Origin of the sequence: Sphingomonas sp. ABOLH (genome assembly GCF_003951715.1) — a bacterium.
In the GTDB taxonomy this organism is placed as follows: domain Bacteria; phylum Pseudomonadota; class Alphaproteobacteria; order Sphingomonadales; family Sphingomonadaceae; genus Sphingomonas; species Sphingomonas hankookensis_A.
On the sequence record NZ_QQWV01000031.1, the window covers coordinates 12,338 to 37,602 of the forward strand.

Sequence of the window (25,265 nt, forward strand, 5' to 3'; positions counted from 1 at the left end):
CTGACCGGGATGTGATCCGCTTGGGTGGGTCAGGGCACCGCGAACAGCCGCAGGAAATAGCCGACGAACCGCCGTGCATGCGCGTCGATCATGTCGCTGTCGGCGGTTTCGATGCCCCATAGCCGGCGATTATGATGGACCGCGGCCATCCCGGTCAGCGTCCGCGCCATGTCGACCGCGCCCTCATTGCGCAGCCGCCCGGCGTCGATCTGCTGCGCGATATAGCCGGACAGGGCGCGTTCGATATGGCCCGCCGCCTCCTGGTAAAAGATCCGGCCGATTTCGGGAAAGCGGCCGCTTTCGCCGACGACGAGCCGCCATGCCGCCACCGCATCGGGATGCGCGGTCTTGTTCATGAATACGCGGCAGAAATTGACGAGCGTCGCCTCCATCTCGCCCGGCGTCAGCAATTCGCTGGTGACCTGTTGGCGGAAGGCGGCGGTGACGTCGGCGATGACGGCGGCGAACAGTTCCTCCTTCGAGCGGAAATAGCTCCACAAGGTCGCCTTCGACCCGCCCAGCGTCTTGAGCAGGCCCGACATCGACGTCGCGGCATAGCCCTCTTCGAGGAACGAGCGACGCGCAGCGGCGACGATCGCGTCGCGGCGATCCTGTTTGCGGGCTTCGCGCTTGCCAAGCGCCGGTTCTTCGGTGTCGGTCATAAACTGTACTGACGGGTACAGTTAATCGTTGACAGGCGCAAGCGGCAGGATCATGGAACGAAGCGTACCCACTAGTACGGTTTTCGCCATGATACGCCCGAGTCTTCGGCAAGCCCGCCGCGCGGCGCCGCTTGCGGTGTTGTTCCTGTCCGCCTGTGCCAGCGTGCCGCGTCTGGCCGATGCGCCGGCGCCGCGCACCCCCGACAGTTTCGCCGCCGATCGCAGCTTTGCCACGACGGGCGCGAGCGCGTGGCCGGCGCAGAACTGGTGGCAGGGTTATGGCGATGCACAGCTCGATGCGCTGATCGCGGAAGGCTTGGCCGGGTCGCCCGACCTCGCCGCCGCCACCGCGCGCATCGCGCAGGCCGATGGCTATGCGCGGCAGGCCGGGGCGGCGCGGCTGCCGACGCTGGGCGCATCGGGCAATGTTGGCCTGACCAAGCAGAGCTACAATAACGGCATCCCCGCCGATTTCGTGCCGAAGGGGTGGAACGACACCGGCCGGGTGGAGGGGGAGCTCGGCTTCGACCTCGACCTGTGGGGACGCAACCGCGCGGCCTATGCGGCGGCACGGTCGGATGCGGAGGCGGCACGGCTGGACCTGGTGCAGGCGCAGCTGACGCTGTCGACCAATATCGCCGATGCCTATGCCGATCTGGCACGGTTGTTCGCCGAACGCGCGGTGGCGCAGGCCGCGCTTCAGGTGCGGCAACAGACCGCGAAATTGACCGCCGACCGGGTGACGAACGGCCTCGACACCCGGGCCGAGGAGAAACAGGCGGATGCGGCGGTGCCGGCGGCGCGGGCCGATGTGGCGGCGACCGACGAAGCGATCGCGCTGACCCGCAACCGCATCGCCGCGCTGCTGGGCAAGGGGCCGGACCGGGGGCTGGCGATCACCGCGCCCGCCGCGACCATTCCCGCCCGCGGCCTGCCTGCCGGGGTCACCACCGACCTGATCGCCCGCCGCCCCGATATCGTCGCGGCGCGTACCCGGGTCGAGGCGGAAGCGAGCCGGATCAAGGTCGCACGCGCCGATTTCTATCCGTCGTTCAGCCTGTCGGCGGTGTTCGGCTTGCAGTCCTTGGGGTTGAGCAACCTGATCAACGGCGGATCGACCGCAGGCAGCGTGGGTCCGGCGTTCAACCTGCCGATCTTTCGCGGGGGCGAGCTGGACGGTCGCTACCGCGTGGCACGCGGCGCGTTCGACGCGGCGGTCGCCGATTACGACCGGACCGTCACCGCCGCCTATCGCGCGGTCGCCGATGCGGTGGTCAGCCAGCGCGCGCTGGCGACGCGCCTGACCGAATCGCAACGCTCGCTGGCCAATGCGCAGGCCGGGTACGACGTCGCGCGGCTCCGCTACGAAGGCGGGCTGTCGCGCTTCACCGACGTGCTGGTCGCGCAGGACCGGGTGTTGCAGGCGCGGCGGATCGTCGCCGACCTGCAATCGCGTGCCTTTACCCTCGACATTGCGCTCGTCCGTGCGCTGGGCGGCGGGTTTTCCGCCCCGGCCACCGCCGAGCAGAACAAGGATGTGACCCATGGCTGACGCCGATCCCGCGCCCGAAACCACCGCGCCGACGAAGCGCAAGAAGTGGCTGACCGGCATCGCCGCGGTCGTCCTGCTGGGCGCTGCGGGCTATGGCGGCTGGTATGCGATGGTCGGCAGCCATTATGTCGAGACCGACAATGCCTATGTCGGCGCGGAAACGGCGCAGATCACGCCGATGGTCGCCGGGCAGGTGATCGCCATCGGACCATCGGAAACGCAAGCGGTGAAGCGCGGCGACGTGCTGGTCCGGCTGGACGACAGCGACGCGCGCATTGCGCTGGCGAGTGCCGAGGCGGATCTGGCCAAGGCGCGGCGCCAGTTCGGGCAGACCGCCGCCACCAGCGGCGCCCTGTCGGCGCAGGTGCAGGCGAAGGGCGCGGAGATCGTCAGCGCCCGCGCGCGGCTGGCATCGGCGCAGGCGGCGTTCGACAAGGCGCAGGTGGACTATAACCGGCGGCAGCGGCTGGCGCCCAATGGTGCGGTATCGGGCGACGAACTGACCCAGGCGACCAATGCGCTGGCAGCGGCCCGCGCCGCGCTGGAACAGGCGCGGGCGGCGGTGGCGGAGGCTGCGTCGCAGCGCAGCGCGGCGGCGGGCAATCTGGCGGCCAATCAGGCGCTGATCCAGGGCGCCACGTCCCGCAGCGCGCCCGACGTGCTGGCCGCGGAGGCGCGTGTGCGGCAGGCGCAGCTCGACCTCGACCGCACCGTCATCCGCGCGCCGATCGACGGCGTCGTCGCCAACCGGACGATCCAGATCGGGCAACGCGTCGCGGCCGGCACGACGATGATGCGGATCGTCCCGGTGAACAGCGCCTATGTCGATGCGAACTTCAAGGAAGGTCAACTGGCCAAGGTGAAGCCGGGTCAGCCGGTCAAGCTCACCTCCGACCTGTATGGCGACGATGTCGAATATCACGGCCGGGTCGTCGGCTTTTCCGGCGGGACGGGATCGGCGTTCGCACTGATCCCGGCGCAGAATGCGACCGGCAACTGGATCAAGGTCGTGCAGCGCCTGCCCGTGCGCGTCGCGCTGGACCGCAACGAGTTGCAGGCGCACCCGCTGCGCGTCGGGCTGTCGATGACCGCCGAGGTGGATGTTTCGGGGCGGTAGCGCGTTCCCCGACGGCTGACCGTACCCCCGCGCAGGCGGGGGTCCAGCGCCCGATTGGAAAACGCTTCGTGCTTGACCCTGGACCCCTGCCTGCGCGGGGGTACGGCAGGCGATATTTCGTGGGACATCCCACAAGGGAGCAGTCGGCATGACCGGCCAGGACGATTTCAAACCCTATACCGGCGGCAAGCTGTGGCTGGCCGGGCTGGTGCTGGCGCTGACCAATTTCATGGTGGTGCTCGACACGACCATCGCCAATGTGTCGGTCGGGCATATCGCCGGGTCGCTCGGCATCTCGACCAGCCAGGGGACGTGGATCATCACCTCCTATGCGGTGGCGGAGGCGATCTGCGTGCCATTGACCGGGTGGCTGGCAGGGCGGTTCGGGACGGTGCGGACCTTCGTGACGGGCATGATCGGCTTCGGCATCTTTTCGGTGCTTTGCGGGCTGTCGACCAGCCTTGCCATGATCGTCATCGCGCGGATCGGGCAGGGCTTGTGCGGCGGGCCGCTGATGCCGCTGACGCAGACGATGCTGCTGCGGGTCTTCCCGCGCGAACAGCATGGGCAGGCGATGGGCATGTGGGCGATGACCACCGTCACCGCGCCGATCCTGGGGCCGATTCTGGGCGGGACGATTTCCGACAGCTGGTCGTGGCACTGGATCTTCTTCATCAACGTGCCCGTCGCGATCTTCTGCGTGTTCGGCGCGCTGCGCCTGCTGAAACCCGCGGAGACGAAGCGCGAGAAGCTGAAGGTCGACCGGATCGGCCTCGCTTTGCTGGTCCTGTGGATCGGTGCGCTCCAGATCATGCTCGACATCGGGCGCGAGCACGACTGGTTCGAGGACCCGACGATCGTCGTCCTCGCCATCGTCGCGGCGGTAGGTGCTGCGGTGTTCGTCGCGTGGGAGCTGACCGAGCGGCAGCCGATCGTCGACCTGCGCGTGTTCCGCCACCGCGGCTTCGCGGTCGCGGTCGCCGCCTTGTCCTTCGCGTTCGGCACCTTCTTCGCCTCGGTCGTGCTGATCCCGCAATGGTTGCAGGCGAGCCTGGGCTACACCTCGACCTATGCCGGCTATGCCACGGCCTTCAACGGCATGGGGGCGGTCATCATGTCGCCCTTCGTCGCGAAGATGCTCAAGAAGCGCGATCCGCGTGCGCTGGTGTGCTTCGGCATCTTCTGGATCGCGGCGTGCAACCTGTTGCGGGTCGGATGGACGACGGGGTCCGATTTCTGGACGCTCGCCTTTCCGCAGATGCTGCAGGGGTTCGGCATGCCGTTCTTCTTCATCCCGCTGACCACCATCGCGCTGGGCGCGGTCGATCCGAAGGAGACGGCGTCGGCGGCGGGCGTCATGAGCTTCCTGCGCACCATGGCCGGCGCGATCGGCACGTCGATATCGACGACGCTCTATGCCAACCACATGACGATCGCGCGCAGCGAGATGGTCGGGCGGCTGAACACCGATGCGACGCAACAGGCGCTGAGTGCGCAAGGCTTCTCGATCGATCAGGTACGCGGCGCGATCGAGATGACGGTGACGCAGGAAAGCAGCACGCTGGCGATCAACTACATGTTCCTGCTGTCGGCGATCATCTTTGCCGGTGCGGCGCTCATCATCTGGCTGGCCCCCCGGCCCCAGCGGATGGCCGGACCGGGGGCCGCGCATTAGCGCCGGGCGGATGCCCCCGTCGCGTCATCGAACGTCGGCGCCTTCGCGAACTCCGCTTTGCCGAACGGCCGGTCCCGGAACATATAGTCGTAATAGAAATGCCGCAGCCGCCGGTGGAACGCGCGGATGCGGTCCTGATAGGCGAGCTGCGCGGCAAGATCGGTATGCGCGAGCCGGGTGAGCAGCGCCTGCACCCCGACCGAGGGCAGCACCCAGCCCAGCGCATTCGCCGTCGCCGCCCGCCGCTTCAGCCCGCGGCGATAGGCGTCGACCCGCGCCGCCACGCTGTCGTCGCCATTCTGGTGGAAGGCGAAATACCATTTATAGTGGAAACCCTCCGGCAGCGGCGGTGAATCCGCCCATCGCGGGTTGGCGGCATAGAAGCGCCGCATCGTTTCCTCGCGCGGGATTTCCCAGGCGTGATGGACATTTTCGCGCTGGGCCAGCGCGATCTTGGCACCGTCGTCGACCGGGATGGCGCGGTTGATGACGACATGGGCGAGCGTGGGGAGCACCAGCACGAGCACCAGCCACAGCCCGGCCAGCGTCGCGGCATTGGCGGTCGACCCATGGCCCAGCCGCCCGACCAGCCCGGCCAGCGCGATCCAGAACAGCAGATACGCCGCCGCCAGCGCGACGATCAGCAGCAGCGGGCCGATCGCGACACCCGACAGCACCGCGCCGACGACGAAGGGGATGCCGAGCGCCAGCAGCAGCAGCGCGAAGCGGATCAGCCCGCGCCGCAGCCACAGCCGCCGCGCCCCCGGCATCGCCTCCAGCATCCGCGCGCGCCCGGCCTCCCGCTCGCCCGATTGCAGGTCGTGGAACAACGCGATGGCGAATAGCGGCGCAAGGAAGACGAGGACGAAGGCGAAGTCGAACCGCCCGGGCAGCGCCAGTTCGGGATTGAAGGTATCGCCGTCATAGATCTGCGCCTCCAGCCCCAGCGCGCGAACCCGCAGGATATAGGGGGCGACGTCGCGCATCCCCGTCGCGGCAAAGGCCAGCGGGGCGGGCGCGTCCCAGGTCGGGTGGAAGCTGTAATAGGCGGCGCTGCCCGCGTCCTTTTCGCGATCGACATAGGTCGCGACCGCGCCGATATCCTCGGCCTGCGCCGCTGCGATGGCGTCGATTGCCGCGCGCTGCCGCGCCATTTCGGCCATGCCGGCGGCGACGGCGGCGGTGCTGAGCACGGCCAGCAGGACCAGCGCGATCGCCGCCATGCGCGACCGCAGCAGCAGCCGGGTTTCATGCAGCCAGATCGCCATCACTTCGTCCCCAGCCGGCGGGTGGCGAACGCCAACGCGACCAGCGCCAGCATGAGCCAGCCAAGGAGGATGCCCAGCCCGGGCAGGCTGGCACGCACCAGCGATCCGGCATCGGGCGGGACGAAGCGGAATTCGGGCAGGCGTTGCCAATGGTCCGCGCCGATCCGCTTGCGCCGGTCGGCCCCGGCGTCCTTCGCCGTATCGTCGGCATAGCTGACCGCATCGGCCTGCAGCCGGTTGAGCCGCTGGACCAGTGCGTAGCGATAGGCCTCCGCCTGTTCGAGGAAGCGGCGATGCCCGGTAAAGTCGGTGCCGGCGGCGGCCATCGATGCCTGGCGCAGCGCGATGGTCGGGCTGAGCAGGCCGATCCCGGTGACCAGTGCATTCTGCGACGCGTGCGTCGCAAAGCTCTGCCCGGCATAGCGGTCGAACAATCTGCTGGTCATCGCTTCGCCTTCGAGGGCGAGGAGACCCTTGTAATTGACCGGCAGGTCCTCGACCCGCGTCACGCCATAGCGCTTCAGGGTCGCGGCCTTGAACTGCGCGAAATGCGGGTCGTCGGGATTGTGGCTGTCGCCCATCCGGCGCAGGTCACGGGCGATGGCGACGTCGGTCTGCAACCGGTTGGCCAGCGGATAGGCCTGGCCGGCGATATCGGGCGCGACGCGCGGCAGCAGCACGACGCTGACCGCCCAGAGGGCCAGCAAGGCGAGCAGCGCGTCGCGGCGACGGCGGACGAGGGTCGAAACGAGGGTGATCGCGACCACCCATAAGGCGAGATAGGCGGCATAGGCGGAGGCGATGACCGCCATCGGCCCGGCATAGGCGCCCGGCTGTCCCGAAATCAGGACGAAGCCGATCATCGCCGGCAGGCCGACCAGCGCCGCGACCAGCGCCAGTGCGCCCAGCTTCCCCCCGATGATCGAACCCGCCGATGCCCCCTGCAACAGCAAGGGCCGCAGCGTACCGCGTTCGGTCTCCCGCGCGACCGCGCCATAGCCGAGGAAGATCAGCAGCAGCGGCGCCACCGCCTGCAACACGAAGGCCGGCGTCAACTGGCCGAAGCGGACCAGCAGCGAGCTTTGCCGGACGTCGCCGAAATTGCTGGTATTCTGCCGATGCCCTTCGAGGAACATGGTGTTGCCGGTAAAGGCGTCGACGCCCGGATCGAACGCGGCGAGCGGTCCCAGCGGGCGAAAGATGAAATGGCCATAATGGACCACGCGATGCGGATGGCGGTCGGGCTGTGCCTCGAACGCGTGGTTCGCCTCTGCCTGATGGCGCGCGCGGCTGTCGGCAATGCCCTGTTGAAGGGTCCACGACGTGACCACCGCGACCAGCGTCAGGATCAGCAGCAGCGCGACGGCGGTGACCGCGACGCGGTTGCGCCGCATCAGCCGCAATTCGTCCCGCGCGATGAGCGAGATCGCGCTCATGCCGCCCCGGTTCCGGAGAAGCGGTCGTGCAGCGCCCGCACGTCGAACCGCGCTTCGCCCTCGGCCGCGACCTCGTCGACGATGCGACCGCGTTCGAGGAAGCCGATCCGGTCGGCGACATCGGCGGCGCTGAGCAGGTCGTGGGTGACCATCAGCACCGCGGTCCCCCGCGCGCGGACGGCGTGGAGCAGCGCGTTGAAATCGGCGGTGGCGCGCGGGTCCAGCCCGGAGGTCGGCTCGTCGAGCAGCAGCACCGGCACTTCGCGCAACAACGCGACGGCGATCGCGACCTTCTGCCGCATCCCCTTCGAAAAGCCGCCGAGCCGCTGATCGAACGCGCGGTCCTGCAATCCGGCCGCGGTCAGCGCATCGGTAATGTCCCCGCGCGACCGGGGCGTGCCCGACAGCGCCAGCAGATAGTCGGCATTCTCGACCGCGCTCAGATGTTCGTAGAGCGCGACATTCTCCGGCAGATAGGCGATGCGCCGCCGCGCCGCATCGGGGTCCGCCGCCGGATCGATCCCGCCGACCCGGACGCTGCCGCCATCGACACGCACGAAGCCGAGCAGCGCCGACAATGTCGTCGACTTGCCCGCGCCGTTGCCGCCGAGCAGCGCGTAGATCTCGCCGGCGGCCACCGACAGCGACAGTCCGTCGAGCACGCGGTGCGCACCATAGGCGAGTGACGCATCGGCGATGGCGATCTCGGGGTCGGTCCCGGGCAGACGGGCAGGGGGCAGCGGTGTTTGCATGGGCGGCTTCCTGCCTTTCCGGGGAGGGTATCGTCAATAGAGATGATGTATCATTGCATCATCCGCTTGCCCTCCGCTCGTTTTTGCGAATAGGGATCAATATCGAATCGATCGGGGGATCATCATGACGCCATGCCTGCGCCGGTGCGCACCGGCACTGCTGCTCGCACCGTTTCTGGCGGCGACCGGCGCCTGGGCGCAGCCGGGCCCCCGGACGGATTCGGACGATCAGGCCACCGATATCGTCGTCACCGGATCGCGCCTGGCGAATGCCAGCATCAACGGCCTCGACGTCGATCCGCTGCTGTTGCCGCAGAATGTCCGCCTGCTCGACGACACGCTGATCGACCGCACCGGCTTTACCGACCTGTCGCAGCTGTTCGATCTGGCGGGCGGTATGGCGCGGCAGAACAGCTTTGGCGGGGCGTGGGACGCCTATGCGATCCGCGGCTTTTCGGGTGATATTAACCAGGGTCCCGACCTGCTCGTCAACCGCTTCAGCGCCAATCGCGGGTTCAACGCGCGCCGCGACGTGGCGACCGTGGAGAGTTTCCAGGTGCTCAAGGGCCCGGCATCGGCGCTGTCGGGCAAGGGCGAGCCGGGCGGGTCGATCAACATCGTGACCAAGGCGCCCCTCGACCATGTCCATGCCGGCGGTGAGATCGGCTATGCCAGCTTCGACACGTGGCGCGGCAGTTTCGATATCGGCGGTCCGATCGCGGGCGGGATCGCGACGCGGGTGATCGGCGTCTATCAGGATGGCAACAGCTTCCGCGACTTCGTCCACAACGACCGCCTGCTGTTCGCACCCTCGCTCGGCTGGCGGGTGAGCGACCGGGTGCGCCTGCTCTATCAGCTCGAATACAACCTCGTACATTTCGTCCATGATCGCGGGCTGGTCGCGGTCGGAGGCGATGGTCGCGCGCTGCCCCGCAGCCGCTTTCTGGGCGAACCGAACGACGGGCCGATGACCCAGCGCACCGCGCAGCATCAGGCGACCGCCTATGTCGATCTCGGTCCCGGCATCGCGCTGGAAGCGGGGCTGCAATATCGTGACGGCGCACTGACCGGCCAGTCGACCCATAACGCCGTGCTGGTCGGCACACGGCTGCGGCGGCAGCTGCGCATCCATGACTATCGCTGGCAGGACCTGTCGGGTCGCATCGAACTGAGCCTCAACCGCACGCTGCTCGGCATCGGCCACCAGTTGCGCGTCGGTGCGGATGCGTTCGATTACGACCAGCGGCGCATCTTCTACCGCTTCAATCCCAGCGCGTCGCAGCCCTATGACATCGACGTGTTCCAGCCGGTCTATGGCCAGCGCAAGCCGGTGGCGCCGCTCAGCCAGAATTTGCTCGAACGGCTGCGCGGGCAGAGCGTCTATGCGCAGGACCTGCTGACGCTCGACGATCGCTTCTCGCTGCTGCTGGGGGTGCGGCACGACTGGATCGAACAGGACAATATCAATTATCGCACCGGCCGGACCGATCGCCAGTCGCCCCGCGCGACGTCGCCGCGCGCCGCCTTCACCTATGCGCCCAGCGATCATGTGTCGGCCTATGCCAGCTGGGGGCGGTCGTTCCGCTTCAACCAGGGCGTGGACGCCGCCGCCCGCCCGTTCGCACCGGAACGCGGCGAAGCGTGGGAGGGCGGGGTGAAGCTGGCGGCGCTGGCCAAACGGCTGACCGGCACGGTCTCGCTGTTCCGGATCGCCAAGCAGAATATCCTCGTCAACGACCCCGCCAGTCCCGGCTTCTCGATCGCGACCGGCGAAGCGCGCAGCCGCGGGGTCGAGGCGGACGTGAACTATCGGCTGGACGACCGGCTGACGCTGACCGGCGTCTATGCCTATACCGACGCGCGGGTGACGCGCGACACGCGGCCGGGGCTTACCGGCAGCGCGCTGTCGAACATCCCGCGGCATAGCGGCGCGGCCTATGTCTTCTGGCAATCGCACGGCACCGATCCGGGATCGGTCGGGTTAGGGGGCGGCTTGACCTATGTCGGTGCGCGCGCGGGCGACGATGTGGCGAGCGGCTTTCGCCTGCCCGCCTATCTCACGGCGCGGCTCAACCTGTCGGTTCAGCTGACCCGGGGATTGTCGGCGCGGATCGACGGCGAAAACCTGTTCGATGCCGATTATCTGGAAAGCAGCTATTCGAACGTATGGATCACGCCCGGCGCCCCACGCACGATCCGCGGGCGGATCGCGGTGGCGCTGTAGCGCGGGCGGCCGCCGCCGTCGGAACACGCGCTCGTGGCGTACCGATCGCGTCATGGGCTGCGGGACGGACTGCCGTAACAAGCGGATGGCAGCGACAACGGAAGTGGCACATCGACGTTCGCTAATTCGGCCGCGATGGCCGGATTCTGGAAATCTTGAGAGTGGTGCCGCTTACAGGACTCGAACCTGTGACCCCCGCATTACGAATGCGATGCTCTACCAACTGAGCTAAAGCGGCCCGGGACGCAATGCCGTCCGGAGGCGGGCGCTTACCAGCGGGTGGGGCGGGTGGCAAGGGGAATTGCGTTTCGCGGCATTAGCTGCGGATTTTACCGGACGTTTACCCTGTAGCGTCCACAACCCGCGCTCATCGGGCAGAGCGCCCATGGGGACGGATTATGGACATCGTGCGCGGACCGAACGAGCAGCCGGGCGACGACGATCGCGAAGGCGTGGGCGGCGACGTCCTGGTCGTGGGCACCGACGAGCGCCGGATGCATGTCCGCGCCTATAACCACTGGGTGTCGCTGCTGGGCGGGCGGCCCTGTCCGTTGATCGACGCGCTCGATCCGGCGGGAATCGCCGATTTCGGGCCGAACAGCGTGCTGCTCGACTTTACCGATGGCCATGACGACGGCGTCATCCGGTTCCTGGGCCATGCGTTGCGTGACGAAAGCGGTACCGATTCGTCGATCGTCCGGCTGAGCCAGGTGCCGCCGCGCTCGCTGCTGTCGCGGCTGACCGATCATTACATGCAGATCATCGCGAATCGCGCGCCGATCGGGTTCGAGGCCGAGTTCGTCGGCCATCGCGGCTTTCCGATGCTCTATCGCGGTATTCTGATGCCGTTTTCGTCGGACGGCGACACGATCGACTATCTCTATGGCGTCATCAACTGGAAGGAAGTGGTCGACACCGCCACCCAGTCGGCGCTGGCCGCCGAACTGGCCGAATCGCGCCGCGCCGCGCCCCGCCGTCCGATCCCGGCGGCGGCATGGGCCGATGGGCCGAGCGCTGCGCTCGGCGAACCGGCGGCCACCCCTTCGCTGACCGAACGGCTGGTCGAGGCGCGCCGCCTGGCCGACGCCGCTCGCGGCACGGCGGAAACCTCGGCGGCATCGATCGCCGCCTTGGCCGGTGCCTATGATTTCCTGCTGGCGACCGAACGCGATTCGGTGGGTTATGCCGCGATGCTGGTGGGGGCCGGCCTGACCGTCGATCCGCGCGCGCCGGTCGAGGCGCTGGTGCGGCTGGTGTTCGGCGATACGGCGGAAGCGCATGCCCGTACGCTCGCCCGCGCGCACCGCGCCGGGGTGGGCGAGGGCGAACTGGGCGACTGGATCGAACGGACCGCCGGGCGGCCGGCAGCGGCAACCCCGGCGATGGTGGTGCCGATGGCGCCGGGCGACGACGCCTATGTGCTGCTGCTGGGCCGCGCGGTCGATGCCGGATCGGTCGAAATCCTGGGGCGCGTCGATGCCGGTCCGGGGGAGATCGATGCGGCGCGACGGCAGTTGGGCGCCTGATATCGACCGGGCATGCTCGTAATATAATTACCGCACTGCGACATTTTGTTCGCAACTGCCACAAGGGTTGAGCCTGTCGGCGAGGCAGCGCATAGCCCGCGCATGACACCGCAAAGCAAGCTCGCCCGCCCCCTGGAAACGCTGCTGGTCGACAGCGCCCTTCCCGGTGAAATCGAAGGTCTGGACGCCGCGGCCCGTGCCGACGCGGCGCAGTTCGTGGCGGCGACCGCCGCCCACCGTTCGCCCGGCACGGTCAGCGTCGCGCTGGAAACGCTGACCCGGGGCGAGGCGCGGCGGATGCGCCTTGCGGTCATCAACGACGACATGCCGTTCCTGGTCGATTCGATCGCCAGCACGATCGTCGCCCACGACATCGCGATCGACCGCATCCTGCATCCGGTGATCGCCGTCACCCGCGACGCGGCGGGTACGCTGACCGGTCTGGACGGCGAAGGTCGCCGCGAATCGATGATCTATATCGAGATGGAACGGGCCGAGGCGCGCGTCCGGCACGCGCTGGTCGCCGAGATCGAGCGCAATCTGGAGCATGTCCGCGCCGCCGTGGCCGATTGGCGCGCGATGCAGGCGGCGATGCAGGCCGATGCCGCGCGGCTGACCGCGAATGCCGATACTGCCGAGGATGCCGCGCTGCTGGGCTGGTTCGTCGCGGGCAACCTGACGCAGCTGGCGCATGAACGCTGGTCGCGCGACGGGGTGGTGAGCGACCGGCTGGGCCTGTCGCGTGCCCGGCTGGAGGTGCCGCTGCTCGCCGATGCGTCGCGTCAGCGCGCGATCGAATGGTTCGATGCCGGCAATGTCCAGCCGCTGCTGCTGAAGTCCAACTGCATCTCGACCGTCCATCGCCGCGCGCCGATCGACCTCGTGCTGGTGCCGATCCGCGAGGGCGACCAGGTGACCGGCGTGTCGATCCATGGGGGGCTGTGGACCAGCGCCGCGTTGCAGGCCGATCCCGCCGAGGTGCCGGTGCTGCGCCGTAATCTGGCCGAGCTGCGGGCCAAGTTCGGCTTCGACCCGTCGGGCCATGCCGGCAAGGCGCTGAACCACGCCATTTCGACGCTGCCCCACGACCTGACCACCGCGTTCAATCCCGAATCGCTCGAACAGCTGGCGCTGACCGCCATGTCGGTTGCGGATCGTCCGCGTTCGCGGCTGGTGCTGATCAAGTCGGCGCTGGGGCGGCATCTGTTCGCCTTTGTCTGGCTGGGTCGCGACGACGTGACGACACAGCGTCGCCTGTCGATCGGCGACATGCTGGCGCAGGCGGCGAACGCGTCGATCCTCAACTGGTCGATCGCGATGGAGGATGGCGAGGCGGCGCTGATCCGCTACGTCCTCGACCTCAGGCAGGACGGGCGGATGCCCGATACCGCCGATCTCGACCGGCGGATCGAACGCATGGTACGCGGCTGGCGCCCGGCGGTCGAGGGGGCGCTGAGCGAAATGGTGCCCGAAGGAGCGACCCGGATGGCGCTGCGCTTCGCCAATGCCTTTCCGGCCAATTATCGCAATTCGAACCTGCCCGACGAAGCGGCCCGCGATATCGTGCGCGTCGCGGCGCTGACCGACGCCACGTCGCGCTCGGTTCGCATCCTGTCGGCGCCGGGCGAGCGGATGCGGATCAAGGTGTATCGCCGCGGCGGCGCGCTGCCGTTGTCGGATGCGGTGCCGGTGTTCGAAAATTTTGGCTTCCGCGTGATCGAGGAATTGCCGACCCGGCTGGAGGATGAGGAGAAGAGCTTCATCCATGACTTCGAGGTCGAGGTGGCGTCGGGCGCCGCGCCGAAATTCGACGTGGCGGTGGTCGAGCGAGCGATCGAGGCGGTGCTGGAAAACCGTGCCGAAAACGACGCGTTCAACCGGCTGACGGTCGAGGCAGGAATCGCGCCGGCCGCCGTCGTCCTGCTGCGCGCCTGGTTCCGCTATCTGCGCCAGACCGGGGTCAGCTACAGCCTTGCCACCGTGGTCGACGCGCTGCGCCGGGCGCCGGGTGTCGCCACCGCGCTGATCGAACGGTTCAATGCCGCGCACGACCCGTCGCGCAGCGACCGCGAGGCGGGCGTGACCGCTGCCGATACCGCGATCGAGGCGGGGCTGGACGCGGTCTCGGCGATCGACGACGACCGCATCCTGCGCAGCTATCGCGGGGTCGTCGCCGCGACGCTGCGCACCAACGCCTTTGCGCCCGCCGCCAACGAGGCGCTGGTGTTCAAGCTGGACAGCGCGAAGGTGCCGAATCTGCCCAAGCCGCTGCCGTGGCGCGAGGTGTTCGTCTATTCGCCTCGGGTCGAGGGCATCCATCTGCGCGCCGGTCCGGTGGCGCGCGGCGGCCTGCGCTGGTCGGACCGGCGCGACGATTTCCGCACCGAAATCCTGGGGCTGATGAAGGCGCAGCGCGTCAAGAATGCGGTGATCGTGCCGACCGGGGCCAAGGGCGGCTTCTACCCCAAGCAGCTGCCCGCGCCGTCGAACCGCGATGCGTGGATCGCGGAAGGGACGGAGAGCTACCGCATCTTCATCCGGTCGCTGCTGTCGATCACCGACAATATCGTCGAGGGCAAGGTCGTCCATCCCGATAGCGTCGTCATCCATGACGGCGAAGACCCCTATTTCGTGGTCGCCGCCGACAAGGGAACCGCGACGTTCAGCGACGTCGCCAATGCCCTCGCGCTGGAGCGGAAGTTCTGGCTGGGCGATGCGTTCGCAAGCGGTGGCAGCGTCGGGTACGACCACAAGGCGATGGGCATCACCGCCAAGGGCGCGTGGATTTCGGTGCAGCGCCACTTCCTCGAACTGGGCGTCGACGTGCAGACGCAGCCGATCGACGTGATCGGGTGCGGCGACATGTCGGGCGACGTGTTCGGCAACGGCATGCTGCTGTCGAAGGCGATCCGGCTGAAGGCGGCGTTCGACCATCGCCACATCTTCCTCGACCCCGCGCCCGACGCGGCGGCGAGCTGGACCGAGCGCGACCGGCTGTTCCAGCTGCCGCGCTCCAGCTGGGCCGATTACGACCCGACGCTGATTTCGGAGGGCGGCGGCGTATTCCCGCGTACCGCCAAGACGATCCCGCTGAGCGATGCGGTCCGCGCGATGCTCGGCGTCGCTGAGCGCGAAATGGAGCCGACCGCGCTCATTTCCGCGATCCTGCGCGCGCCCGTCGACCTGATCTGGTTCGGCGGCATCGGCACCTATGTGAAGGACCGCAGCGAGAGCCATCTCGACGTCGGCGATCCGGCCAACGACCGTATCCGCGTCGATGCCCAGACGCTGCGCGCCAAGGCAATCGGCGAGGGCGCGAACCTGGGCGTCACCCAGGCCGCGCGCATCGCGTTCAGCGCCCATGGCGGGCGGATCAACACCGACTTCATCGACAATTCGGCCGGCGTCGATTGTTCGGACAACGAGGTGAACATCAAGATCGCGCTGAACCGCGAAGTGATCGAAGGGCGCCTTGCGCAGGACGATCGCAACGCGCTGCTGGCGCGGATGACCGATGACGTCGCGCATCTGGTGCTGGAGGACAACCGGCTCCAGACGCTGGCGCTGTCGGTCATGGAGAATGACGGCCCCGTCGCGGTCCCGAGCTATGTCCGCGTGATCGAGATGCTGGAGGCCGCCGGCAAGCTCGACCGCGTGGTCGAGGGCCTGAGCGCCAACGACGATTATGTCCGCCGTGCGCAGGACGGGCGGGGCCTCACCCGCCCCGAACTGGCGGTACTGCTCGCCAGCGTGAAGCTGGCCCTGCAGGAGGCGATCGAGCACGCTCCCCTAGCGACCGATCCGGATATGGCAGGCGATCTGCTCGCCGCCTTCCCGAAGGAAATGCAGGAAACCCACAAACAGGCGATCCTCGACCACCGTCTGCGCGGGGAAATCGTCGCGACCAAGCTCGCCAACCGCATCGTCAACCGGCTGGGTGTGCTGCACGTCTTCGAACTGGCGGAGGAAGAGGGCGAGGCGCTGGCCGATATCGCGGCGATGTTCGTCGCCGCCGAACGACTGTTCGACATCGACGCGCTCTACGACCGGATCGAGGGTGCCGATATTTCGGAGCGGGCGCGCATCGCGCTGCTCGACGAGGTGGCGGTCGGCGTGCGTTCGCAGATCGCCGACCTGCTGCGCGCCTTCCCGGCGGGCACCACCCCGGCCCATGCCGTCGCGCACCTGCAAAAGGGCGTGGCGAGCCTTGCCGGACAGACCAGCTCGCTGCTCCGCGCCGAGGCGGCACAACAGCGCGACCGGATCGCCGGCGTGTTGCAGGATGCCGGCGCGCCGCAGGAACTGGCCGGACAGGTCGTGCGGCTGTTCGAACTGGACGGGGCGGTCGGCCTTGCCGATCTCGGCCGCCGGTTGAAGCTGGACGAGACGCGGCTGACGCTGGCCTTCACCCATCTCGGCTTCGCGCTGGGGCTGGACTGGGCTCAGGCGGTGGCGGCACGTATCCAGACCGGTGACCCGTGGGAGCGGCTGCTGATCGCCGGCCTGGCGCGCGATTTCCAGCAGCTGCGCTTCGACTTCCTCAATCGCAATGCCGGCAAGGACCCGCAGGCGGCGGTCGAGAAGTGGCTCGAGGCCAATCGCGACCGCGTCGCGCAATTCGCGGCACTGGTGCATCGTGCGCGGCAGGCCCCGGTGGCAGGTGCGGCGATGCTCGCACAGATCGCGGGACAGGCGCGGGTGTTGCTGGCGCGGTAGTCGCTCCCCGCTCACGCGACGTATCCCCGCGCAGGCGGGGACCCAGGGTGAGTGTCGCTGACGTCGGCCATTGGCGCCCTGGACCCCCGCCTGCGCGGGGGTACGGATTGGGCGGCAGGCAAAGCCCCTACGTCACCCCAGCGCAGGCTGGGGTCTCCTGCGGCGAGGTGCGCGCTTCGTTACCGGGAGATCCCAGCCTGCGCTGGGATGACGTTTGTGGTGAGCAGGCAGGGGCGGCGCTACACCAACCCCGCCCCCTCCAGCCGCACCACCGGCAGCATCGCGCCCGCCGGTGCCGGTGGCAGGGTCAGCGTCAGCCCCTCAACCGTCCGCTGCATCGTCACGCTCCCCCCGCCGAGCAACGTCGCCCGCTCGATCCGCCCCGCCGCGCGCGTGCCCAGCGCCGCGATCGTCGCCGGCCCCTCCGGCCAGCCCAGAAAGATCGCGTTCAGCCCGCCGCCGCCCGCTGTAAACCGCACGTCGCGCGCGCCCAGCTTGTCGACCTGCCCTTCGTTGAACATCCCGCCGGCCAGGTCGGTCGGCCCCTGGCCGAACGTCCGCCACGGCCGCGTGCCATAGATCGCCGACCCGTTGACGCGCAGCCAAGCGCCGATCTGGTCGACGATGCGCTCCTCTTCGCTATCGATCGATCCGTCGCCGCGTACCGGCACCGACAGCAGCAGATTGCCGTTCTTCGACACGATATCGGCCAGCCGCTGCAGCACCGCCCGCGCGGGCACATAGGATTTCTCGTCGAAGCGGCGGCGGTTGTAATGCCATTCGCCGATGCAGGTGCAGGTCTGCCACGGCTCTGCGCGCAACCGGTCGGAAAAGCCGCGCTCGATATCCTCGACCAGTGCCTGGCGCTGGAACGCGGTCAGTTGCTTGGCGGTGAGCACCACGTCGGCACGCCCGGACCGCTTGGCGGCGTGGTTGTAGAAATGGGCGATCGCCTCCAACCCGACCGGGCCGAACGGCACCCCGAAATCGTCGAAATAGACGAGATCGGGGTCGTAGCGCTCGACCAGCGCCTTCTGCCGCGCCAGCCAGTTGGCAACGAAGCGTGGATTGGCGGCGGGTGCGAATTCCATCCACCGCCCGCTGGTCGCGCCGGCCCATGCGTCCATCTGCGCCCTGGTGGTAAAGCCGTCGGGCGCGGCCAGCGTTTCGCCGGTGTACAGCTCCTGCGGGTCCAGCCCGTCCCACCATTTGCCGGCACCGTCCGCCTTGGTCAGCCGCGCGGCGTCATAACGCTGCCCGGCACGCGGCCCTTCGGGATCGTAATTATACGCGACCTGATACCAGTGCCACGCATGGCTCGCATGGTTGCTCACCCCGAAGCGCAGCCCTTCCGCCCGCGCCGCGTCGCGCCAGCCGGCGATGATGTCGCGCTTCGGGCCGACGCGGGTGCTGTTCCACGCATGCGGGCTGTCGAACAGGTCGAAATTGTCGTGGTGGACTGCCATGCCGACGAAATATTTCGCCCCCGCCGCCTTGTAGCGTTTGACCAGCGCCGCCGGGTCCCAACGCTCGGCACGCCACCTGCCGATAATGTCCATGAAGCCGGTATCGGCGGGATGGCCATAGCGCTGGACATGCAGGTCGTACGGCCCACGCCCCTGTTCGTACATCTGCCGCGCATACCAGTCGCCGGCCTCGGGCACGCATTGCGGCCCCCAATGCGCCCAGATGCCGAACTTCGCATCGCGGAACCAGTCGGGCACCGCATAGCCATCGGCGAGCGACGACCAGTTGGGTGCCAGCGGCGCAGCCCGTGCCGCGACCGGCCCGGCGGCGGCAAGGGCGGCGGTGCCGCGCAGGAATTGGCGTCGTTCCATGGACATCCCTCCCGAATGGCGGCCGGTCGTTCCGGTCCGCGGTCGCCACGCATGATAGTGCTAAGAACCAATTGTATGACATAGATATCGTGGGTAAAGAGACGTGACAACGCTGTCGGATATCGGGTCGACCGATCCTCGAAACGGCGACGGGACCAGCGGGAGAGGGCGGTATGGCGGCGTGGCGCAGTTGGGCGATGGCGGGGGCGGCGCTGGCGATGCTCGCGACGCCGGTCGCCACCGCGAAGCCGGGCGACGCGCCGGTCTTGGTCCGCAAGGACGGCCGCCACGCGCTGCTGGTCGATGGCAAGCCGTTCCTGATGCTGGGCGTACAGGCCAACAACTCCAGCAACTATCCCGACATGCTGCCGCAGGTGTGGCCGATGGTCGAACGGCTCCACGCCAATACGCTGGAGATTCCGGTCGCGTGGGAACAGATCGAACCGGTCGAGGGCCGGTTCGACTTCAGCTATCTCGACGCGCTGCTGCCGCAGGCGCGTGCACATGGCGTCAAGCTGGTGCTGCTATGGTTCGGCACGTGGAAGAACACCTCGCCGGGCTATGTCCCCGCGTGGGTCAAGACGAACAACGCCCGTTTTCCGCGGATGCGGACGAAGGAAGGCAAGACCCATTACGCGCTGTCGCCGCATGGGCAGGCGACGTTCGAGGCGGACCGTAAGGCATTCGTCGCGCTGATGCGCTACCTGCGGGACCACGACCCCGACCATAATGTCATCATGGTCCAGCCGGAGAACGAGACCGGCGTGTACCAGCAGGCGCGCGACTATTCGCCCGAGGCGAACCGCCTGTTCGCCGGCAACGTGCCGCCCGAACTGGCAAAGGCGACCGGCAAGTCCGGCAGCTGGACCGCGGTCTATGGCGACAATGCCGAACCCGCGTTTAACGCCTGGTACACCGCGCGTTACATCGACCGCATCGCCGCGGCGGGGAAGGCGGTGTGGCCGCTGCCGATGTACGTCAACGCCGCGGTCGGCGGTCCCTTCGCGCCGCAGGGCAAGTCGGGCGGCGCCAGCGGTGGCCCCGATTGGCAGGTGATCGATGTGTGGAAGGCGGCGGCACCGAGCATCGATGCGGTCGCGCCCGACCTCTATACCCGCAGTGCCAAGGACTATCTGAAGTTCCTTGAGCACTACGCGCGGCCCGACAATGCGCTGCTGGTGCCCGAAACCGGCAACGCCGCCGACTTCGCGCGCTTCCTGTGGCCGACCATCGGGCGGGGCGGCATCGGCTGGGCGCCGTTCGGCATGGATGCGACCGGCTATTCCAACTATCCGCTGGGCGCGGTGACGCTGGACGATGCGACGATCGAGGCGTTCGCCAGCAAATACCGGTTCCTGAAACCCATGGCGCGCGGCTGGGCGACGCTGGCGTTCCGGCATCCCGGCTGGGGAACGGCCAAGGGCGCGCCGGATGCCGAACAGACCAGGGTCATGGGCCGGTGGAGCGTATCGGCCAAATATGGCGAATGGCAGTTCGGGTCGATGGATTCGCCGTGGCTGAAGGCCGAACCGCCGGCCGCCGCCGCGCAACCGGTCGGCGGCGCGGCCGTGTTGCAACTGGCGCCCGACCAGTTCCTCGTCACCGGCACCGATGTCCGCGTGTCGTTCGACGTGGCGGACAAGGCGAAGGGCGACACCGCCATGCTTATCAAGGTCGAGGAAGGGACGCTCGCCGACGACGGCAGCTTCCGCGCCCGCCGGGTGATGAACGGCGACCAGACCGATTACGGATTGAACTTCACCGCCCAGCCGATGCTGCTGCGCGTGACCATGGGAACGTACCGCTGATGAAGACGCTTCGCTGGACCCTGTTGTCGCTGGCCCTGTCGGCCTCGCTCCCGGCGCTGGCCGCCGATGTGGCGAAGGTGCCGGGCGGGGTGGTCGTCACCCCCGATGCCGGCCCCGCCAAGCGGGTGCGGGTGCTGGTCTATGGTCCCGACCGGTTCCGCGTGACGGCGGTGCCCGATGCCAGCCTCGACACGCCCGACAGCCTGATGGTGACCGCGAAGCCGGCGGGCGACTTCACCGTGACCCAGACGCGTGGGCTGGTAGTGGTGAAGGCGGCGGGCGGATCGGCCGAGATCGACCTCGACGATGGGCAGGTGCGCTTCCGCGATGCGGCGGGCAAACTGACGCTGGAGGAAGCACCACGTGCCGGGTTCACCCCGGTCACCGCCGGTGGCGAAACATTTGTCGCCGTCCGCCAGCAGTTCAATCGCGGCACCGACGAAGGATTCTACGGTCTGGGCCAGCACCAGAACCGGCAGATGAATTACAATGGCGAGGACGTCGAACTCGCCCAGCATAACATGGACATCGGCATCCCGTTCGTCGTGTCGACGAAGAATTACGGCGTGCTGTGGGACAATAACGGCATCACCCGCTTCGGCAATCCGCAGGCATATCGGCTGGTCGGCGACGGCATGAAGGTCATGTCGGGCGGCAAGCCCGGCTGGCAGGCGCAATATTATCTGGGCGACCGGCTGGCGGTGACGCGGACCGAGGCCACGATCAACTATCAGTTCATCAAGGATCAGGCGAACTGGCCGGCGGCGGCCAAGGCGCAGACGGTCGCCGCGACCACCGGACAGAATACCGCCGGCAATGCGGTGCAGACACAGAAGGTCGTGTGGACCGGCACCGTCATGCCTTCGGTCACCGGCGTCCAGAAATTCCGTCTCTATTCGTCGAGCTATGTGAAGGTCTTCGTCGACGGCAAGGAGGTGCTGAACCGCTGGCGGCAGAACTGGAACCCGTGGTTCCACAATTTCGACCTGCCGATGACCGCGGGCAAGGCGGCCGAGGTCCGGATCGAGTGGGAGCCGAATGCCGGCTATATCGCGCTGTTCCAGAACGATCCGCTGCCCGCACCCGACCGCCATTCGCTGTGGTGGTCGTCGGACGTCGCCCATGCGCTCGATTATTATTATGTCGGCGGCAAGGACATGGACGGCGTCATCGCCGGCTATCGCGCGCTGACCGGCAAGGCGGCGCTGATGCCGCGCTGGGCTTACGGCTTCTGGCAGAGCCGCCAGCGCTACAACACGCAGGACGAACTGCTGAACGTCGTGCGCGAATATCGCAAGCGCCGCCTGCCGATCGACAACATCGTGCAGGACTGGTTCTACTGGCCCGAGGACCAGTGGGGCTGCCACTGCTTCGACGGAGAACGTTTTCCCAACCCGCAGCAGATGGTCGACGAAATCCATGCTTCGGACGCGCGGATCATGATTTCGGTGTGGCCCAAATTCTACCCGAACACGAAGAACGCGCAGGAACTGAACGCCAAGGGCTATTTGTATCAGGGTAACCTGATCGCGAAAGAACGCGACTGGGTCGGCAAGGGTTATTTCAACACCTTCTACGATCCCTATGCCCCCGAAGCGCGCGCGATCTATTTCCGGCAGATGAAGGAGGCTTTGGTCGACAAGGGCTTCGATGCATGGTGGATGGACGCGACCGAGCCGGACATTCATTCGAACCTGTCGATCGAGGAACGCAAGGACCGGATGGGTCCGACCGCGCAGGGGCCGGCCGAGGAGTTCTTCAACAGCTATCCTTTGGTTCATGCCGAGGGCGTCGCGGATGGCCTGCGTCAGGCGAAGCCCGACGTGCGCCCGTTCATCCTGACCCGGTCGGGCTATGGCGGTATCCAGCGCGCCAGTGCCGCGCTCTGGTCGGGCGACGTCGCGTCGCGCTGGGACGATCTGCGCGACCAGATTTCGGCGGGCGTCAACCTGTCGATGTCGGGCGTGCCCAACTGGACGCACGATATCGGCGGCTTCGCGGTCGAGGATCGCTATGCCAAGAAGGACCCGGCGCATCTGGCCGAATGGAAGGAACTGAACCTGCGCTGGTTCCAGTTCGGCGCGTTCAGCCCGCTGTTCCGCAGCCATGGCGAGACGCCGTTCCGCGAAATCTATGAGCTCGGCGCCAGCGATCCGGCGCTCTATCAGGCGCTGGGCACCTATGATCGCCTGCGCTACCGGCTGCTGCCCTACATTCTGTCGCTGGCAGCCGAGAATTGGCACCGCGACGGCACGATGATGCGCGGGCTGGTGATGGACTTCGCCGCCGATCGCAAGACCTGGGGGATCGACGACCAGTATATGTTCGGGTCGGCGTTCCTGGTAGCACCGGTGACGCAGTTCGGCGCGCGCAGCCGGCAGGTGTACCTGCCCGCCGGGGCCGACTGGTATGATTTCTCGACCGGCGCGTATCTGAAGGGCGGACGGACGATCACCGCCGCCGCGCCGCTTTCCACCATGCCGCTCTATGTCCGCGCCGGATCGATCGTGCCGACCGGTGCCGAGGTGCAGTCGACCGCCGAACAGCCCGATGGGCCGTATGTGCTGCACGTCTTCACCGGCAAGGATGGCAGCTACACGTTGTTCGAGGATGATGGCCTCAGCGAAGGCTATCGCAAGGGCCAGTCGGCGCAGATCCCGGTGACGTGGAGCGAGGCGACGAAGACGCTGACCATCGGCGCGCGGCAGGGCAGCTTCCCCGGCATGGTCGCCCAGCGCGCGATGTCGGTGCGGTTCCACACGCCGGGCAAGGCGGTCGCGCCGGACTTTGCCGACAACAAGGCGACGGCGTTCGTCTATGACGGGCGGGCAGTGCGCATGCCTCTCAAGTAACGCGACGGTATCCCCGCGCAGGCGGGGATCCAGGGTTCCACGCGGACAGCCTGGTTGGCTTGGCTCTGGACCCCCGCCTGCGCGGGGGTACGGTAGCGGCGAAACGGCGGAGAAATTACATGACGAGCGCACAACGGATCGCCTTCGGCACCCTCGACGGCCAACCGGCCGAAGCGATCGAATTGACCGCCGCCACCCTCTCCGCGCGCATTCTGCCGCTGGGCGCCACGCTCCAGTCGCTGTGCGTCCCCGACCGCGACGGCACGGTAGCCGACATCGTCCTCGGCTTCGACGACGTCCAATCCTATCGCGACCGTCCATCGTGGTTCGGAGTGACGGTCGGCCGCTATGCCAACCGCATCGCGCACGGGCGCTTCAGCCTCGACGGGCGGACCTACACACTCGAAACCAACAACACGCCGAACCACCTGCACGGCGGATCGGACGGCTTCGACCAGCGATTATGGGACGTGGCCGAGGTCGGGCAGGACGATGGCGCAGCATGGGTCCGCCTGACGCTGACCAGCCCGGACGGCGACGCCGGCTATCCCGGTACGCTCCACGCCAGCGCAACCTACACGCTGACACCTGAGGCGCTGACCATCGCCTATGCCGCGACGACCGACGCACCCACGGTAGTCAATCTCACCAACCACGCCTTTTTCGATCTGGGCGGGCAGGGGGAGGCGATGCGCCACCTGCTGACCATTGAGGCGGTTCAGTTCCTGCCGGTCGACGCGACCTCGATCCCTACCGGCGAGCGGCGGGCGGTGGCGGGCACGCCGTTCGACTTCCGCTCGCCCCACGTCATTGGCGATCGGGTGCGGGACGGCCGCGACGAACAGATCGCGATCGGGCGCGGCTATGACCATAACTTCATCGTGCGGGGGAAAGTGGGCGTGCTGCGTCCGGCGGCGGTGCTGGCCGATCCCACCTCCGGGCGGGTGATGGACGTGGCAGTGACCGCGCCCGGCCTACAACTTTACGCCGGCAATTTCCTGAACGGGGCGCAGGCCGGCAAGGGCGGGCGGCTGTATCGGCAGGGCGATGCCGTCTGCCTCGAACCGCAGGCGTGGCCCGATACGCCCAACCGCAGCGACTTTCCGTCTGCCCGGCTGGACCCCGGTCAGCGCTACGAAAGCGTCATGCGCTTCGCCTTTTCGGTGCGATAACGGTGTCGGCTGCACCGCCGCAACGATGTTGCGCGGCGCACAACGCGCCTTGACGAAATCGGTTGCGTTTGCGAACGACCGCTCATGAAGACCCCCCTTCTCCTCGCCGCGACTGCCGCGGCCTTCGCCCTTTCGGCCTGCGGTCAGCAGCAGCCGGAACAGCTCGACACCCGCGCGCCCGATCCGCTGGCATCGCAGCTCGCCAACCGCGCCCCCGTGGAACTTCCGCCGCCCGTCAAGGCGAGCGTGACCTTCCGCTGCAAGGACAACAGCCTCGTCTATGTCGACTTCTTCGAAGGCGACACCCAGGCGAACTTCCGCGCCAAGCAGGGCGACATGCCCGTCCGCCTGAAGGCCGAGGAAAAGGGCAAGCCCCTGACCGGCGAAGGCGGCTACAGCCTGACCGGCAGCCCCAAGAGCATCACCCTGACCCAGCCGGGCAAGGGCGCGCAGACCTGCAACGCCTGATCCGATTACCGGTGGCGGCTAGCTTCCGGGCCGCCATCGTTCGACAGACTGACGGCCGGCGGAGCGATCCGCCGGCCGTTTCTTTTTTGGTGCTGGACTTCGCCCAAAGCCACCTGTCACCCCGGGCTTGACCCGGGGTCCCGCTTTCTTGCCGTGACGGGAGAAAAAGAAGCGGGACCCCGGGTCAAGCCCGGGGTGA

15 protein-coding genes and 1 tRNA gene are annotated in these 25,265 nt (G+C 67.9%); 10 read left to right on the plus strand and 6 right to left on the minus strand.

The window, feature by feature from the left end; genetic code table 11:
• Positions 1–29 precede the first annotated feature (29 nt).
• Entirely contained in the window at positions 30–662 is a 633-nt protein-coding gene (locus CA237_RS13760; RefSeq protein ID WP_066690149.1) for a TetR/AcrR family transcriptional regulator, read from the minus strand.
• A gap of 88 nt (positions 663–750) precedes the next feature.
• On the opposite strand from CA237_RS13760, the gene CA237_RS13765 reads away from it, so the two are divergent.
• From CA237_RS13765 to CA237_RS13775, 3 genes are all read left to right on the plus strand, one after another.
• Positions 751–2,214, plus strand: a complete 1,464-nt coding sequence (locus CA237_RS13765) for an efflux transporter outer membrane subunit (RefSeq protein WP_126014392.1) — start codon at positions 751–753, stop codon at positions 2,212–2,214.
• On the plus strand, positions 2,207–3,331 hold the full coding sequence (locus CA237_RS13770; protein WP_126014394.1) for an HlyD family efflux transporter periplasmic adaptor subunit: 1,125 nt from the start codon (positions 2,207–2,209) through the stop codon (positions 3,329–3,331). The genes CA237_RS13765 and CA237_RS13770 overlap by 8 nt, the downstream gene beginning before the upstream one ends.
• 148 nt (positions 3,332–3,479) lie before the next feature.
• Positions 3,480–5,006, plus strand: a complete 1,527-nt coding sequence (locus CA237_RS13775) for a DHA2 family efflux MFS transporter permease subunit (RefSeq protein ID WP_126014395.1) — start codon at positions 3,480–3,482, stop codon at positions 5,004–5,006.
• Here CA237_RS13775 and CA237_RS13780 read toward each other — a convergent pair.
• From CA237_RS13780 to CA237_RS13790, 3 genes are read right to left on the minus strand one after another with little or no spacing between them, the layout of a single operon-like run.
• Complete coding sequence (locus CA237_RS13780) at positions 5,003–6,274, minus strand: DUF3526 domain-containing protein (protein ID WP_066690157.1); 1,272 nt, start codon at positions 6,272–6,274, stop codon at positions 5,003–5,005. The genes CA237_RS13775 and CA237_RS13780 overlap by 4 nt on opposite strands.
• Complete coding sequence (locus tag CA237_RS13785; RefSeq protein ID WP_066690159.1) at positions 6,274–7,710, minus strand: DUF3526 domain-containing protein; 1,437 nt, start codon at positions 7,708–7,710, stop codon at positions 6,274–6,276. Before CA237_RS13785 ends, CA237_RS13780 begins: the two co-directional genes overlap by 1 nt.
• Entirely contained in the window at positions 7,707–8,462 is a 756-nt protein-coding gene (locus CA237_RS13790; protein ID WP_066690161.1) for an ABC transporter ATP-binding protein, read from the minus strand. Before CA237_RS13790 ends, CA237_RS13785 begins: the two co-directional genes overlap by 4 nt.
• Positions 8,463–8,586: 124 nt before the next feature.
• Between CA237_RS13790 and CA237_RS13795 the strand changes: the two genes are divergently transcribed.
• The gene (locus CA237_RS13795; protein WP_126014397.1) at positions 8,587–10,686 is read left to right on the plus strand and encodes a TonB-dependent siderophore receptor; all 2,100 of its coding nucleotides are present in this window, start codon (positions 8,587–8,589) and stop codon (positions 10,684–10,686) included.
• A gap of 162 nt (positions 10,687–10,848) precedes the next feature.
• On the opposite strand, the gene CA237_RS13800 is transcribed toward CA237_RS13795, so the two are convergent.
• A tRNA-Thr gene (locus CA237_RS13800) sits at positions 10,849–10,924 on the minus strand.
• Between the two features lie 160 nt (positions 10,925–11,084).
• On the opposite strand from CA237_RS13800, the gene CA237_RS13805 reads away from it, so the two are divergent.
• Positions 11,085–12,212 carry a hypothetical protein gene (locus tag CA237_RS13805; RefSeq protein ID WP_066688959.1) on the plus strand — a complete coding sequence of 376 codons (1,128 nt, stop codon included), beginning with the start codon at positions 11,085–11,087 and terminating at the stop codon, positions 12,210–12,212.
• 102 nt (positions 12,213–12,314) lie between these two features.
• Positions 12,315–16,928 carry an NAD-glutamate dehydrogenase domain-containing protein gene (locus CA237_RS13810; protein WP_066688958.1) on the plus strand — a complete coding sequence of 1,538 codons (4,614 nt, stop codon included), beginning with the start codon at positions 12,315–12,317 and terminating at the stop codon, positions 16,926–16,928.
• Positions 16,929–17,167: 239 nt separating this feature from the next.
• On the opposite strand, the gene CA237_RS13815 is transcribed toward CA237_RS13810, so the two are convergent.
• Positions 17,168–18,766, minus strand: coding sequence for an alpha-L-fucosidase (locus CA237_RS13815; RefSeq protein WP_232307877.1), 1,599 nt, complete (start codon positions 18,764–18,766; stop codon positions 17,168–17,170).
• Between the two features lie 173 nt (positions 18,767–18,939).
• Between CA237_RS13815 and CA237_RS13820 the strand changes: the two genes are divergently transcribed.
• From CA237_RS13820 to CA237_RS13835, 4 genes are all read left to right on the plus strand, one after another.
• On the plus strand, positions 18,940–20,574 hold the full coding sequence (locus CA237_RS13820) for a DUF5597 domain-containing protein (RefSeq protein ID WP_232307876.1): 1,635 nt from the start codon (positions 18,940–18,942) through the stop codon (positions 20,572–20,574).
• Positions 20,574–23,426: a TIM-barrel domain-containing protein gene (locus tag CA237_RS13825; protein ID WP_066688952.1), complete on the plus strand. Its 2,853-nt coding sequence runs from the start codon at positions 20,574–20,576 to the stop codon at positions 23,424–23,426. The genes CA237_RS13820 and CA237_RS13825 overlap by 1 nt, the downstream gene beginning before the upstream one ends.
• Positions 23,427–23,545: 119 nt before the next feature.
• Positions 23,546–24,598, plus strand: a complete 1,053-nt coding sequence (locus CA237_RS13830) for an aldose epimerase family protein (protein ID WP_066688950.1) — start codon at positions 23,546–23,548, stop codon at positions 24,596–24,598.
• An 84-nt stretch (positions 24,599–24,682) separates the two neighbouring features.
• A complete protein-coding gene (locus tag CA237_RS13835) occupies positions 24,683–25,066 on the plus strand; it encodes a hypothetical protein (RefSeq protein ID WP_066688948.1) in 384 nt (127 codons plus the stop codon).
• Positions 25,067–25,265: the final 199 nt, after the last annotated feature.